We start from the raw sequence: 12,438 nt of genomic DNA on the forward strand, positions 1-12,438 counted from the left end.
CCGGTGTCGGGACAGCCGGGCGACCGCTGCTCCGGAGACTGTGATCTGTGCCGTTCCACCCCTGTCACGGGGTTTCGCGGACCCGTCCGTCTGGATGATGGATGGTGTGCGTTTCCGCAGGTTCGGCCTCGTCGCCGCTTCGTTGGTTGCCCTGGTGCTGACCGGGTGTGGGGCCGGCGAGGATTTGGTGCCCATCCCCGAGGGGATCCCGCCCGGGCCCGGCGTCCCGGTACCCGTGATCGATATCGATGCCCCCGGCCGGTCCGCCGCGCAACTGAATGCGTGGGCGGCCGAGCACGCCGGTGCGCTGGATATGCCGGTGGCCGCACTCGAGGCGTACGGGTACGCGGCGGCGGTGATGGCGCGGGCGCGGCCGGAGTGCGGGATCGGCTGGACGACGCTGGCGGGGATCGGGAGTGTGGAGAGCGATCACGGCCGGCACCGCGGGGCCGAGGTGCGCGACGACGGTCTGGTGGAGCCGTCGATCATCGGGATTCCGCTGGACGGGGCGCCTGGGGTGGCGGAGATCAGGGATACCGACGGGGGTGTGCTCGACGGGGACCGGGTGTTCGATCGGGCGGTCGGGCCGATGCAGTTCATCCCGGAGACCTGGCGCAGGTGGGGAGTGGACGCCAATGGCGACGGGGTCGCCGATCCGCACAGTATCGATGACGCGGCGCTCACCGCGGCGAGGTATCTGTGCGTGAGCGGCGGCGCCCTGGGCACTGCCGAGGGGTGGAGCCGGGCGCTGTTCACCTACAACAGGTCGGAGAGCTATATGAAAGTGGTCCGTGATCGGGCCGCGGCATACAGCGTCGGCCGGCGCGTCTGAGGTGGCGCCGGAACTGCGGCGGGTGCTGCGGGGCGGCGGATGGACTGGCCGCAACCGGGCCTATTAGGCTCGCAATCGCACGGCTCGTCCCGATAACTACCGTGCCACCAGCCGAAGGAGTGTTGTTTTCGTGGCCATCATCGAACAGGTCGGAGCTCGCGAGATCCTGGATTCGCGCGGTAACCCCACCGTCGAGGTCGAGATCGCCCTCGACGACGGCACCCTGACCCGCGCCGCGGTGCCCTCCGGTGCCTCCACCGGCGAGCACGAGGCCGTGGAACTCCGCGACGGCGGGGATCGCTACAACGGCAAGGGCGTGCAGAAAGCCGTCGAGGGGGTGCTCGACGAGATCGCTCCGGCCGTGATCGGCCTGGACGCCGTCGAACAGCGCACCGTCGACCAGGCGCTGCTCGACCTCGACGGGACCCCGGACAAATCGCGCCTCGGCGCCAACGCGCTGCTGGGTGTCTCCCTGGCGGTGGCGCGGGCGGCCGCGGAGTCCTCGGGTCTGGAACTGTTCCGCTATCTCGGCGGACCGAACGCCCATGTGCTGCCGGTGCCCATGATGAACATCCTCAACGGCGGCGCGCACGCCGATACCGGGGTGGATGTGCAGGAGTTCATGGTGGCGCCGATCGGCGCGCCGACGTTCAAGGAATCGCTGCGCTGGGGCGCGGAGGTCTACCACGCGCTCAAGGCGGTGCTGAAGGAGAAGGGCCTGGCCACCGGGCTGGGTGACGAGGGCGGGTTCGCGCCCGACGTCGCCGGCACCAAGGAAGCGCTGGACCTGATCAGCGTCGCGATCGGTAAGACCGGGCTGAAGCTGGGTCGGGATGTGGCGCTTGCGCTGGATGTCGCGGCGACCGAGTTCTACAAGGATGGTGCCTACCAGTTCGAGGGGTCGGCGCGCTCGGCCTCCGAGATGGCGAAGTTCTACGCCGAACTGCGGGCCGCCTACCCGCTGGTGTCGATCGAGGATCCGCTGTCGGAGGACGACTGGGACGGCTGGGTCGCGCTCACCGACGAGATCGGCGACAAGGTGCAGCTGGTCGGCGACGACCTGTTCGTCACCAACCCCGAACGTCTCGAGGACGGTATCGCCAGGGGCGCGGCCAACGCGCTGCTGGTGAAGGTGAACCAGATCGGCACCCTGACCGAGACCCTGGACGCCGTCGAACTGGCGCACCGCAACGGGTACAAGACCATGATGTCGCACCGGTCGGGCGAAACCGAGGACACCACCATCGCCGATCTCGCGGTCGCGGTGGGCAGCGGCCAGATCAAGACCGGTGCCCCTGCGCGCAGCGAGCGGGTGGCGAAGTACAACCAGCTGCTGCGGATCGAGGACGCGCTCGGCGATTCGGCGCGCTACGCCGGCGACGTGGCCTTCCCGCGGTTCACCTTCGAGGACTGAGGTAGATGTCGGAGCGGCGTGCGCGCGGTACCAGTCCCGCGGGACGGGGCGACCGCCGCACGTCGCGCGCGCCGTCGCGCCGCCCCGCCGCCGAAGTGCACGGCGGCGCGGAGCGGGTGCGGCGCACCACCCGCCGGGCCAGAGCCGGCGCGGACGGTGCGCGGGACTGGTCGGAACGGACCATCCTGGGGTTGTCCGCGGGTAAGGCGATCATCCTGGCGATGGTGGTGTGCGCGCTGGCGATGACGCTGGCCGTCCCCATGCGCACCTATTTCACCCAGCGCGCCGAGGCCGATCAGCTCGCGGCCGAACGCCGGACGCTGGAGGACGATATCGACCGGCTGAAGGATCGCCGCGCCCAGCAGGAGGACCCGGCCTATATCCGCTCCGAGGCGCGCGACCGGTTGCGTCTGGTGATGCCGGGTGAAACTCCCTATATCGTGCAGGTTCCGGGGATCGAAGTGCCGGCGATCCCGGATCCGCAGGCCCCCCGGCACGAACCCGATCCGTGGTACACGGATCTGTGGCGGAGCATCTCCGAACCGCCCCCCGAAACCGAAACACCCGCGCCGCAGCCGGAAGGACCCAGGTGAGTACACCCGACGACCGAGATCTGCAGATCGTCGCCGAACAGCTGGGCCGCGAACCGCGCGGGGTGCTCGCCGTCGCCTACCGGACGCCCGACGGGCTGCCCGCGGTGGTCAAGACGGCGCCGAGACTGCCGGATGGCACCCCGTTCCCCACCCTCTACTACCTCACCGACCCCCGATTGACCGCGGAGGCCAGCCGGTTGGAGTCCGCGGGCGTGATGAAGGGGATGACCGACCGGCTCGGCCGCGATACCGAACTCGCCGCGGCCTATCGCGCCGCGCACGAGAGCTATCTGGCCGAACGCGACGAGATCGAGTCGCTGGGCACCGGTTTCAGCGGCGGCGGTATGCCGGACCGGGTGAAATGCCTGCATGTGCTGATCGCGCACGCGCTGGCCAAGGGCCCCGGTGTCAATCCGCTCGGTGACGAGGCAGTGGCGCTGGCGGCGGCGAACGGCCTGCGCGGCAGTGCGATCCCGGCGGACTGGCCGGAATACGTGGTGACGGAAGACGAAAGAGGCGCTGATGACTGACCGGGTCGCTGCCGTGGACTGCGGCACCAATTCGATCCGACTGCTGATCGCCGATATCGGCGCGGATTCGATCCTGACCGATGTGCACCGGGAAATGCGGATCGTGCGGCTCGGTAAGGGGGTCGACGCGACGGGGCGGTTGAACCCGGAGGCGATCGAACGTACCCGCGTGGCGCTGGCCGACTATGTGACGCTCATGCTCGAGCACGGGGTGAGCCGGGTCCGGATGGTCGCCACCTCCGCCACCCGCGACGCGTCGAACCGGGAGGATTTCTTCGCGATGACCCGGGCCGAACTCGGCCGGGTGGTACCGGGCGCGACGGCCGAGGTGATCACCGGTGACGAGGAGGCGCGGCTGTCGTTCACCGGCGCGGTCGGTGAACTGGCGGCGGCGGACGGGCCGTTCGTCGTGGTCGACCTGGGCGGTGGCTCCACCGAACTCGTGGTCGGGGACAGCAGTGGGGTCCGGGCGGCTTTCTCCGCCGATATCGGCTGCGTGCGGGTCACCGAGCGGTGCCTGCGGGGGAATCCGCCCGAGGCGGCGGAAGTGGCCGCGGCCCGGGAATTCGCGACCGAAAGGCTCACCGAGGCCTTCACCCACGTCCCGGTGGACGGTGCGCATACCTGGGTCGGGGTGGCGGGCACCATGACCACGCTCGCCGCCGTCGCGCTGGATCTGCCGGAATACGATTCGGCGAGGACCCATCTGGCGCGGATCACCCTGCCGGAGTTGACCGCCGTCTGTGATCGGCTGATCGGGATGGACCATGACGAGCGCGCGGCGCTGGGGCCGATGCACCCGGGCCGCGTCGACGTCATCGGCGGCGGGGCGGTGATCACCGAGGTGCTGGCGGCGGAACTGGCCCGGCGGGCCGGGATCAGCGAATTGGTCGTCAGCGAGCACGACATCCTGGACGGGATCGCCCTGTCCATCGCTTGACCGGGCGGGCGCCCGGTGGCGGCGGGTACCACTGCGATTGCGCTGCGGTGGACAGAGCGAATCAGCGCTCAGTGCCCGGCGAACGCTTCACGGCGGAACCACTGGAGCAGAGTGGGGTTGCCGACGGTGGTGACCAGGCCGACCGTGGTACGCAGGTAGCGGTCGTCGCCCGCCAGAGCCAGCATCCCGGCGGCCAGGTCCGCACGGGCGGTGAATCTCCCGTCGGCGTGGCCCTCGACGATGGAGTAGTCGGTGCTCGACGGCAGGTGGAAGAGTCCGCTCGGTCGCACGATGGTCCAGTCCAGACCGGAATCGCGGATCAGTGCCTCCATCCGCCGCATATCGTCGTACAGCGTTCTGCCCAGCACCCGGGTGACGTAGGGCAGTAGCACCCGGTTGAAAAGAAATCCGCCCTCGGAGTACGGGCGCGGATCCACCCCGCTCGAACTGACCGCGACCAGCCGTCGCACTCGATGCCGTGCCATCGCGGCGACGATATGTGCCACACCGCGTGAATAGGTGTCTATCGCACTCTTTCCGGGCGGGACCCCGAGGGTCGACAGCACCGCGTCCCGGTTCGCCAGCACCGCGTCGACGGCGGCCGGGTCGAGCACGTCGGCACCGACCACGTCGAGTCGATCGTGTTCCAGCGGAAACGATTCCGGTCGCCGGGTAACCGCTGCGACGTGATGTCCGGCGGCGAGTGCCCGGCCGGTGAGCAGGCGGCCGGTGGGTCCGTTCGCTCCGAAAATTACGATCCGCACGATAATTTCCCTTCCTTGTCTACTGCATTCCCGATCGCCGGATAGCGAAGCTGTGCGCAGCGCACTGGGCTCCCGGCGATCGGACGGGCGGCCTGCGTGACCGCTCTGTCCGGTCGGACAGCGATAAGACGCCGGCCACCGGGCCCCCGTCACAGGGTCGGCTGTGTGATGTGTGCCATGAACTGGACGCCGGAACGTGATCGCCGCGCGCGTTCGTGAAGCTGCGGTATCGGTTCGGTCCGGTATGCCACGGGCCGGGCCGGGTGCATGGGACAGTCTGAGGATGTCCGAAGTGCCAGACGTCGCCGAGCGCACCTTTTTCGGTCACCCGGTCGGGCTCGTCAACCTGTTCGGTGTCGAACTGTGGGAGCGTTTCTCCTTCTACGGGATGCTCACCATCCTCGGCTACTACCTGTACTACTCGGCCACCGACGGCGGTCTCGGGATGGATCAGGATGTCGCCGTCGGTCTGGTCGGTGCCTACGGCGGTCTGGTCTATCTCTCCACGATCATCGGCGGCTGGGTGTCGGACCGGCTGATCGGGATGGAGCGGACCGTCTTCTACGGCGGCGTCGTGGTGATGGCCGGGCATATCGCACTGGCGCTGATTCCGGGCCTCACCGGTGTGGGCGTGGGCCTGGTGCTGGTGGCGCTGGGCAGTGGCGCGTTGAAATCGAACGCGTCGGCGCTGCTGGGCACCCTTTATCCGAAGGGTGATCCGCGGGTCGACGGCGGGTTCACACTCTTCTATCTGGGGATCAATCTCGGTGCCTTCGTCGGCCCGCTGCTCACCGGGCTGCTGCAGGAGGAGTGGGGTTTCCACGCCGGCTTCGGGGCGGCCGCGGTCGGGATGGCGCTGGGACTGATCCAGTACGTGGTGTTCCGCCGCAACCTCGGCACCGCCGGACGCGAGCCCGCCGATCCGCTGCCGCGCCGCGCCTACGGGCCGCTCGCCGCGGTGGTCGTGGCTGCGATCCTGGTGATCGTGCTGGTGCTGGTGACCGGACTGGTCACCGTGGACAACCTGCCCGATGTCACCACCGCGCTCATCGTCATCGCCGCCGCCGCGTACTTCGCCGTCCTGCTCACCCATCGCCGGGTGAGCCCATTGGAGCGCACCCGGGTGCGGGCCTTCGTTCCGCTGTTCCTGGCCAACGTGGTGTTCTGGGCCCTGTTCCAGCAGATCTTCACCGTGCTCGCCGTGTACTCCGACGAACGGATGAACTGGAATATTTTCGGCTGGACCGCCCCCTCGAACTGGATCGGTTCGGTGGAGCCGGTGTGGATCATCGCGCTCTCGCCGCTGTTCGCCGCACTGTGGACCACACTCGGGGACCGGGCACCGACCACCCCGCGCAAGTTCGCGCTCGGCGTGGTCGGGATGGGGACGGCGTTTCTGCTGTTCGTGCCATTGGCCGGGACTTCCGGCCGCTCGGTGCCGGCGCTGGCCGTGCTGTTCATCATGGCGGTGTTCGCCGTCTCCGAACTGCTGATCTCCCCGATCGGCCTCGCGGTCAGCACCCAGCTCGCCCCCGAACATTTCCGGGCGCAGATGATGGCGCTCTATTTCCTGTCGATCGCACTGGGTACCACCTTGTCGGGAGTGCTGGCGCGTTTCTATTCACCGGACGACGAGTTCGCCTACTTCGGGATCACCGGTCTGGTGGCAATCGCCGCGGGCGCGGTGATTGCCGGACTGTCGTCGTGGATAACCCGTCATATGGCGGGAGTGCACTAGCGTTCCCGGTACTCGCGCCGGAATCACCAGGAGGCCGCAGTGACGACGCCGACCAGCCGCAACTCGCTGTTCCGCACCAAGAGCGTGGAGCAGTCGATCCGCGATACCGACGAACCCGGGAAGAAACTCCGCAAGGAACTCACCTCGTGGGATCTGGGGGTCTTCGGTGTCGCCGTCGTGATCGGCGCCGGTATCTTCACCCTCACCGCCCGCACCGCCGGTAACGTCGCCGGGCCCGCGGTATCGCTGGCCTTCGTCTTCGCCGCGATCGCCTGCGGGCTCACCGCGCTGTGCTACGCGGAGTTCGCCTCCACCGTCCCGGTCGCGGGCAGCGCCTACACCTTCTCCTATGCGACCTTCGGTGAACTCGCGGCCTGGATCATCGGCTGGGACCTGCTGCTGGAGTTCGCGCTCGCGGCCGCGGTGGTCTCCAAGGGCTGGTCCCAGTATCTCGGCCAGGTATTCGACCGGGGGGCCGCCGTGGTGGAGATAGGCGGAGTCACCTTCGACTGGGGCGCGGTCCTGCTCATCGCCGTGCTCACCACGCTGCTGGCACTGGGAACCAAACTGTCCTCGCGTGTCTCCATGATCGCCGTGGCCATCAAGGTCGGGGTGATCCTGCTGGTGATCGTGGTCGGCCTGAGCTTCTTCGACTCGGCCAACCTGACCCCGTTCATTCCCGAGTCGGTCCCGGGCGAGGGCGGTCAGGGCCTGACACAGTCCCTGTTCTCCTGGGTGACCGGGGCGGGTAACAGCACCTTCGGCTGGTACGGCCTGCTGGCCGCGGCCAGCCTCGTGTTCTTCGCGTTCATCGGCTTCGATGTGGTCGCCACCGCCGCCGAGGAGACCAAGAACCCGCAGCGGGATCTGCCGCGCGGCATCCTCGGCTCGCTGATCGTGGTCACCATCCTGTACGTCGCGGTCACCATCGTGCTCACCGGCATGGTTCCCTACACCGATCTGGCGGGCGACAACGCCACGCTGGCGACCGCCTTCGCGCTGAACGGAGCGACCTGGGCGAAGAACATCATTTCCATCGGTGCACTGGCCGGTCTGACGACCGTGGTCATGGTGATGCTGCTCGGCCAGACCCGGGTGCTGTTCGCGATGTCTCGCGACGGTCTGGTCCCGCGGGGCCTCGCCCGCACCGGGGATCGTGGCACGCCGGTGCGGATCACTGTGATCGTCGGGGTGGTGTGCGCGATCCTCGCCGGTTTCGTGAAGTTCGGAACCCTCGAGGAGATGGTGAACATCGGCACCCTCTTCGCCTTCCTGCTGGTCTCCATCGGGGTCGTCGTCCTGCGTCGCACCCGGCCCGACCTGCCGCGCGGCTTCAAGGTGCCACTGGTGCCCTTCGTGCCCATCCTGGCGGTCCTGTCCTGCCTGTGGCTCATGGTGAATCTTTCGGTCGAAACCTGGCTGCGTTTCGTAGTCTGGATGCTGCTCGGTTTGGTGATGTACTTCGCATACGGCCGACGGCATTCGCTGGTCGGTAGGTCCGCTTCCGAACAGGAGTGAGCGCGATGGGTCTATCGTGGCGGTGGTTCCGGCGCCGGGAGATACAGCCCCTACACCTGCCGGTCCGGGACGACGCGTCCGGCACGGACCTGGTGGTCGAATGGATCGACGCGGTGACCACCGGTCTGGCCACCGCCCCGCCGGGCCCGCCCGAAGCCGCGCCCGCCCGGGTGTGTGACGGCATGTTCACCGCCGCGACCATCGTCGCGGTCCTCATCGAGAAAATCGCCGACCGCACCGAGTACCGGGTCGCCAACAACCGCTGTATGGCCTCGGCGGTGGATTTCATGAAGGTCCTCGGAGAAGACACCCTGCGCCGCTACCGCATCGACGGGGTGCAGCCGGTGGGCTGGGAGAACATGGGCACCGAGATGGACGAACTGGTGATCGCCCGCCGGCTCGGTCAGCTGGGCGAAGCCCTGCAGCTGGCGTTGCTGGCGGTGACCACGGACTACGAATTATCCGACGAAGTGCGCGAGGCGGCGGAGGAGTCCGGTTTGCTGGCAGCAGACGTGCTGGTGGAGGCATGTCAGGCGATTCAGACAGATCCCACAGTGTGACTCCCACTCACGGGTATTCCGGTACGGGTGTACGAGTCGGTAGTGTGTGGTCCGCACGCCCCCATAGCCCAATTGGCAGAGGCAGCGGACTTAAAATCCGCCAAGTGTGGGTTCGAGTCCCACTGGGGGCACTGCCGCGCCGCAGGTCGGACACTATGTCCTAAGGGTCGGGGTGTCCGAGGACAGGGCATCTGCTCCGGCCTTCGCAAGGTTCTGTTAATGATTTTCCAGGTCGAGCCCGCCATATTTCGTCCCGCAGAGCGGAATCAGCGAGACGGGAATCCATGGTGACCGATGACTTCGAAAAGTTCGATCACGCCGTCGGCGGAGACATTCACTCCCACCAAACGGACTCGGCAACCTCGGCCGACGGGCCGATAACCTCGGCCGAAGCGCCGACCCGGCGGGTACGTGCCGACGTAATCATGGTGGTCTTGGTGTTGCTGTTGCTCATCGCCACGTTCTTCGGTTCGAACGACGATTACGAACAGGATCGGCAGTTGGAGTATCAGGAGTGCGTGATCCAGGAGCAGGCGCGTGTCGCCCGCGAGGGCAGCCTCCTCCAGCCCCAGGACTTCTGTGGCTTCTACCGCTAGCGAAGAGGGACATCGGCCGCCCGGTCAACGAGCGACTTCACGGCGTCGGTGACAAGATCCGCCGAGAAGGTTGCTTTTGCTAAATATCTGGGGGCGAGGTCACAGCAAACGAAGGCTTGCTCCGGCACTCGGAGTCTCGGCGGGTTCTGGGACGGGTTGAGGCTGCACTCGTCGCGGCGAGGTGCAACCGGCCTCGTCGTCAGTCCCGCGGCCCCGGCAGGGTGACGGCTACGACGAAGACAGCGATTCCGATGACAGCGAGTACAGCCAGGGTCGGGCTCCAGATCACGACCCACCTCCGGAGCAGCGGGAAGCGCCCTCGGATGGATACACCCGCGTCCCTGTGATCAGGTCGGCCACGGTGGTGATGACCCACCAGGGAGCGTCTGGTTCGAGGGAACCCAGATGCGGGATCACGACCGCCTCGGCGACGTGTTCGAGCGCGTGCTGGGTGGCGATCAAGGCCGCCAGCACAGCGCGAGTATCCGTTCTGACGGTGTAGACGACCCGCAATCCGTTCCGCGTGACCAGCGCCTCGAACTGCGCTGGCGTGTGCTCCGTGGGTAAGAGCGCGATCGCACGTTTCATGACCGGCTCCCGACAGTGGTCCCCGACACCCGAATGCTGGTTCGCAGACTGTGTTTCGGCTCGATAACTTCATGCCCCACCGTGTTGTCGCTCCTTCGCTGGATTGCCCGCAATGAATCCCGCGCCGAGGAAGCCGGGAGGTATGTGTCGCGTCTCGGCGCCGGGTGGTGGAAGCATCAACCAGAGCGCGGGCATAGGTTTGCCACCCAGGCAAAACAGGCCTGGTACGGCTTATGCGCTGAGCTACCCTGGCTGTATGGCCGCTGACGACGGTATGGGGCGGGCGCTCCGCCGGATACGGCATGCGCGTGGGAAATCCCTCGCTGTCGTCGCCGGTTTGGCCGGAATCTCCGCCTCGTACCTTTCGCGTCTGGAGTCCGGTGAGCGCGCATTGGATCGCCGGTCGTTGATCATTGCTCTGGCGAACGCACTGGAAGTCGCGCCGAGCGAGATCACCCGCAATGCTGTGGGCGTGAGCGGCGAGCTGGAAGAGGACCGTTCGCTGGGCGATGTGCGATTGTCGTTGTTGCAGGCGAGTATCGGTGAGCCGGGCGGTGAGATCGTTCCGGCCGATGTCCTGATATCCAGGGCGAAAGACATCCTGGAGGCACAGCGCCGATGTGAATACGCGCTGGTCGGGGCACAGCTCCCTGGCCTCGTACGAGATCTCCATACCTCACTCCTGGCCGGACGCGATGACAGAGAGCTACTGGAACTCTCTGTCCTCACGCATGTTCAGGGCACCCAGGCATGGTTGTCGGATATCGGGGCGGGTTCCGATCTCGCGTGGCAGGCATCGGTACTGGCCAGGCGAGCCGCAGAACGATTGGACGACCCGCTCTTCGGCGCGGTGAGCGCGTTCGGGACCAGTTTCGGGCTGATCGCCGCCGGCGGTTTCGATTCGGCCCGCAGCTTGCTGACTACAGCCGAGCCCGGGACAGCAACTCCGGAAGCTACCCAGGTCACCGGAATGCTCACGTTGACGCACGCCCTGGTCTCTGCCGCTCAGGGGAATACCGCGGAGCGTCATGCCGCTCTGGGGCAGGCCGACGAACTCGCCGCACGCACCGGCGACGCCAATGCCATGTGGTTGGGATTCGGCCCGTCCAACGTCGGGATCTGGCGGATGTCCGTCGCTCTCGAATCCGGCGAGCACCACGAGGCGGCCGCGATCGCCGAAACCGTGAATCCACGTGCGCTTTCACCAACGCGGCAGGCTGCGTACTACCGCGAATACGGCCGCGCTCTGGCTCGGATTCCGAGGCGGCAGACCGAAGCGGTGCTGATGCTCCGTCGTGCCGAGAAGATATCGCCCGCTCGTATCCATCGGCACCCGTTCATGCGAGCAGTACTCGCCGAACTCCTGGCTCGGGCCAAGAAGGACGCCGTTGGTCGCGAATTGCGCGGCATGGCATACCGGTCGGGGCTATCGCTGTGAGCGTATTGCGGACCGGGTCCGTCACCACAACCCTCACGGCCTCGGGAGCCGGCCTCGAGAGTTGGCTCTGGCCCCTCGAAACAGTGAAGTAGTCAAGCTGCGTCTGTGTGGTGGCTGATGAAATCCACGCGCGTGTCATTGGCGTCGAGGGCGATGTTAAGGGTGGCATCGAGGGCATCGGCCAGTTTCGCGAGGAGCGGAAGAGTCGGTACCGTGTCGGAGCCTTCGATGCGTGAGATCTTGGCCTGGGTGAGTCCGGATCGCTCGGCGAGGTCGGTTTGGGTGAGCCCGAGCTCTGTACGACGCGTGTAAACGGCTTCGGCCAAGGCCATGGAGAGCCGAATTTCGCGACGAGCCTCGGCCACGTCCTCGGGCTCGGTGTAACCCTCGACGAGTTTACGTTCCTGGAGGGTCTTCCAGCGTGCATGGTTCATCGGTCCAGTTCTCCTTTCTCGATCGTTCGCACGAATTCTTCGTGGGCGGGTTCGTGCTCGGCACGGCACACCTGTTGGGCGAGCTTTGCTCGCTTCACTTCCGCATCTTCCCGCATCCGAGACTTGCGGAAGACAGTTAACAGAATGACGCGTCGACCGGGTGCAAGCCAGTAAGTGATCCGAATATCGGCACCGTCCAATGTCGGACGTAGTTCGCGTACCCCGTCGCCGAGATAGCGAGCGTAAGGCTCGCCGAGAGTGTCGGCGCGGTCGGCGAGCAGGCCGACGTACTCATCGACCTTGAGGAAGTGTTTGGCGGGTAGCGACTGCAGCCAGTTTCGCACTTCCGGCTCGATCTCGATGGTGAACAGTTCACCCACGCCAGCTAGTATATGTCGTTAGTGACATATTGCAAGCACGGTTAGGCAATGGACATGACCCCAGGCTCACCGAAGTTACAATCCTGCTGAGGGGCGAGCCGGTAGGCTCGGCG

Annotated in this window: 14 protein-coding genes and 1 tRNA gene; 11 read left to right on the forward strand and 4 right to left on the reverse strand. The window is 66.8% G+C overall.

All coding sequences use genetic code 11. The annotated features are described in order from the left end of the window. Positions 1 to 97: 97 nt before the first annotated feature. From IG75_RS0119775 to IG75_RS0119795, 5 genes are all read left to right on the forward strand, one after another. Positions 98 to 832 carry a lytic transglycosylase domain-containing protein gene (locus tag IG75_RS0119775; RefSeq protein WP_245713332.1) on the forward strand — a complete coding sequence of 245 codons (735 nt, stop codon included), beginning with the start codon at positions 98 to 100 and terminating at the stop codon, positions 830 to 832. A gap of 130 nt (positions 833 to 962) precedes the next feature. After that, positions 963 to 2,246: a phosphopyruvate hydratase gene (eno, locus tag IG75_RS0119780; RefSeq protein ID WP_030522591.1), complete on the forward strand. Its 1,284-nt coding sequence runs from the start codon at positions 963 to 965 to the stop codon at positions 2,244 to 2,246. 5 nt (positions 2,247 to 2,251) lie between these two features. Next, positions 2,252 to 2,839 carry an FtsB family cell division protein gene (locus tag IG75_RS0119785; RefSeq protein WP_030522590.1) on the forward strand — a complete coding sequence of 196 codons (588 nt, stop codon included), beginning with the start codon at positions 2,252 to 2,254 and terminating at the stop codon, positions 2,837 to 2,839. Beyond that, the gene (locus tag IG75_RS0119790; RefSeq protein ID WP_030522589.1) at positions 2,836 to 3,369 is read left to right on the forward strand and encodes a DUF501 domain-containing protein; all 534 of its coding nucleotides are present in this window, start codon (positions 2,836 to 2,838) and stop codon (positions 3,367 to 3,369) included. Before IG75_RS0119785 ends, IG75_RS0119790 begins: the two co-directional genes overlap by 4 nt. Next, on the forward strand, positions 3,362 to 4,309 hold the full coding sequence (locus tag IG75_RS0119795) for a Ppx/GppA phosphatase family protein (RefSeq protein ID WP_030522588.1): 948 nt from the start codon (positions 3,362 to 3,364) through the stop codon (positions 4,307 to 4,309). The genes IG75_RS0119790 and IG75_RS0119795 overlap by 8 nt, the downstream gene beginning before the upstream one ends. Positions 4,310 to 4,377: 68 nt before the next feature. On the opposite strand, the gene IG75_RS0119800 is transcribed toward IG75_RS0119795, so the two are convergent. After that, positions 4,378 to 5,073, reverse strand: coding sequence for an NAD(P)-dependent oxidoreductase (locus IG75_RS0119800; RefSeq protein WP_030522587.1), 696 nt, complete (start codon positions 5,071 to 5,073; stop codon positions 4,378 to 4,380). 283 nt (positions 5,074 to 5,356) lie between these two features. Between IG75_RS0119800 and IG75_RS0119810 the strand changes: the two genes are divergently transcribed. From IG75_RS0119810 to IG75_RS0119830, 5 genes are all read left to right on the forward strand, one after another. After that, positions 5,357 to 6,811, forward strand: a complete 1,455-nt coding sequence (locus IG75_RS0119810; protein ID WP_030522586.1) for a peptide MFS transporter — start codon at positions 5,357 to 5,359, stop codon at positions 6,809 to 6,811. Positions 6,812 to 6,850: 39 nt separating this feature from the next. Then, positions 6,851 to 8,329 carry an amino acid permease gene (locus IG75_RS0119815; protein ID WP_030522585.1) on the forward strand — a complete coding sequence of 493 codons (1,479 nt, stop codon included), beginning with the start codon at positions 6,851 to 6,853 and terminating at the stop codon, positions 8,327 to 8,329. A 5-nt stretch (positions 8,330 to 8,334) separates the two neighbouring features. Continuing rightward, positions 8,335 to 8,889: a hypothetical protein gene (locus tag IG75_RS0119820; RefSeq protein WP_030522584.1), complete on the forward strand. Its 555-nt coding sequence runs from the start codon at positions 8,335 to 8,337 to the stop codon at positions 8,887 to 8,889. Positions 8,890 to 8,946: 57 nt separating this feature from the next. Further along, positions 8,947 to 9,020, forward strand: a tRNA-Leu gene (locus IG75_RS0119825). 153 nt (positions 9,021 to 9,173) lie between these two features. Then, positions 9,174 to 9,485, forward strand: a complete 312-nt coding sequence (locus IG75_RS0119830) for a hypothetical protein (RefSeq protein ID WP_030522583.1) — start codon at positions 9,174 to 9,176, stop codon at positions 9,483 to 9,485. Positions 9,486 to 9,770: 285 nt separating this feature from the next. Here IG75_RS0119830 and IG75_RS0119835 read toward each other — a convergent pair whose 3' ends face one another. Next, on the reverse strand, positions 9,771 to 10,073 hold the full coding sequence (locus IG75_RS0119835; protein WP_030522582.1) for a hypothetical protein: 303 nt from the start codon (positions 10,071 to 10,073) through the stop codon (positions 9,771 to 9,773). 256 nt (positions 10,074 to 10,329) lie between these two features. On the opposite strand from IG75_RS0119835, the gene IG75_RS0119840 reads away from it, so the two are divergent. Next, the gene (locus IG75_RS0119840; RefSeq protein ID WP_210436823.1) at positions 10,330 to 11,511 is read left to right on the forward strand and encodes a helix-turn-helix domain-containing protein; all 1,182 of its coding nucleotides are present in this window, start codon (positions 10,330 to 10,332) and stop codon (positions 11,509 to 11,511) included. Between the two features lie 92 nt (positions 11,512 to 11,603). Here IG75_RS0119840 and IG75_RS0119845 read toward each other — a convergent pair whose 3' ends face one another. After that, positions 11,604 to 11,945 carry a helix-turn-helix domain-containing protein gene (locus IG75_RS0119845; protein ID WP_030522580.1) on the reverse strand — a complete coding sequence of 114 codons (342 nt, stop codon included), beginning with the start codon at positions 11,943 to 11,945 and terminating at the stop codon, positions 11,604 to 11,606. Next, the gene (locus tag IG75_RS0119850; protein ID WP_030522579.1) at positions 11,942 to 12,325 is read right to left on the reverse strand and encodes a type II toxin-antitoxin system RelE/ParE family toxin; all 384 of its coding nucleotides are present in this window, start codon (positions 12,323 to 12,325) and stop codon (positions 11,942 to 11,944) included. Before IG75_RS0119850 ends, IG75_RS0119845 begins: the two co-directional genes overlap by 4 nt. Between the last annotated feature and the right edge of the window lie 113 nt (positions 12,326 to 12,438).

The sequence above is a fragment of the Nocardia rhamnosiphila NBRC 108938 genome, from assembly GCF_000720425.1.
In the GTDB taxonomy this organism is placed as follows: Bacteria; Actinomycetota; Actinomycetes; order Mycobacteriales; family Mycobacteriaceae; genus Nocardia; species Nocardia rhamnosiphila.

What these genes read in the sequence shown, in the direction of transcription:
- IG75_RS0119785 (WP_030522590.1), top strand. Translation starts at nt 2,252, where the DNA reads ATGTCGGAGCGGCGTGCGCGCGGTACCAGTCCCGCGGGACGGGGCGAC.
- IG75_RS0119795 (WP_030522588.1), top strand. Translation starts at nt 3,362, where the DNA reads ATGACTGACCGGGTCGCTGCCGTGGACTGCGGCACCAATTCGATCCGA.
- IG75_RS0119810 (WP_030522586.1), top strand. Translation starts at nt 5,357, where the DNA reads ATGTCCGAAGTGCCAGACGTCGCCGAGCGCACCTTTTTCGGTCACCCG.
- IG75_RS0119840 (WP_210436823.1), top strand. Translation starts at nt 10,330, where the DNA reads ATGGCCGCTGACGACGGTATGGGGCGGGCGCTCCGCCGGATACGGCAT.
- IG75_RS0119845 (WP_030522580.1), bottom strand. Translation starts at nt 11,945, where the DNA reads ATGAACCATGCACGCTGGAAGACCCTCCAGGAACGTAAACTCGTCGAG.
- IG75_RS0119820 (WP_030522584.1), top strand. Translation starts at nt 8,335, where the DNA reads ATGGGTCTATCGTGGCGGTGGTTCCGGCGCCGGGAGATACAGCCCCTA.
- IG75_RS0119835 (WP_030522582.1), bottom strand. Translation starts at nt 10,073, where the DNA reads ATGAAACGTGCGATCGCGCTCTTACCCACGGAGCACACGCCAGCGCAG.
- IG75_RS0119775 (WP_245713332.1), top strand. Translation starts at nt 98, where the DNA reads ATGGATGGTGTGCGTTTCCGCAGGTTCGGCCTCGTCGCCGCTTCGTTG.
- IG75_RS0119830 (WP_030522583.1), top strand. Translation starts at nt 9,174, where the DNA reads ATGGTGACCGATGACTTCGAAAAGTTCGATCACGCCGTCGGCGGAGAC.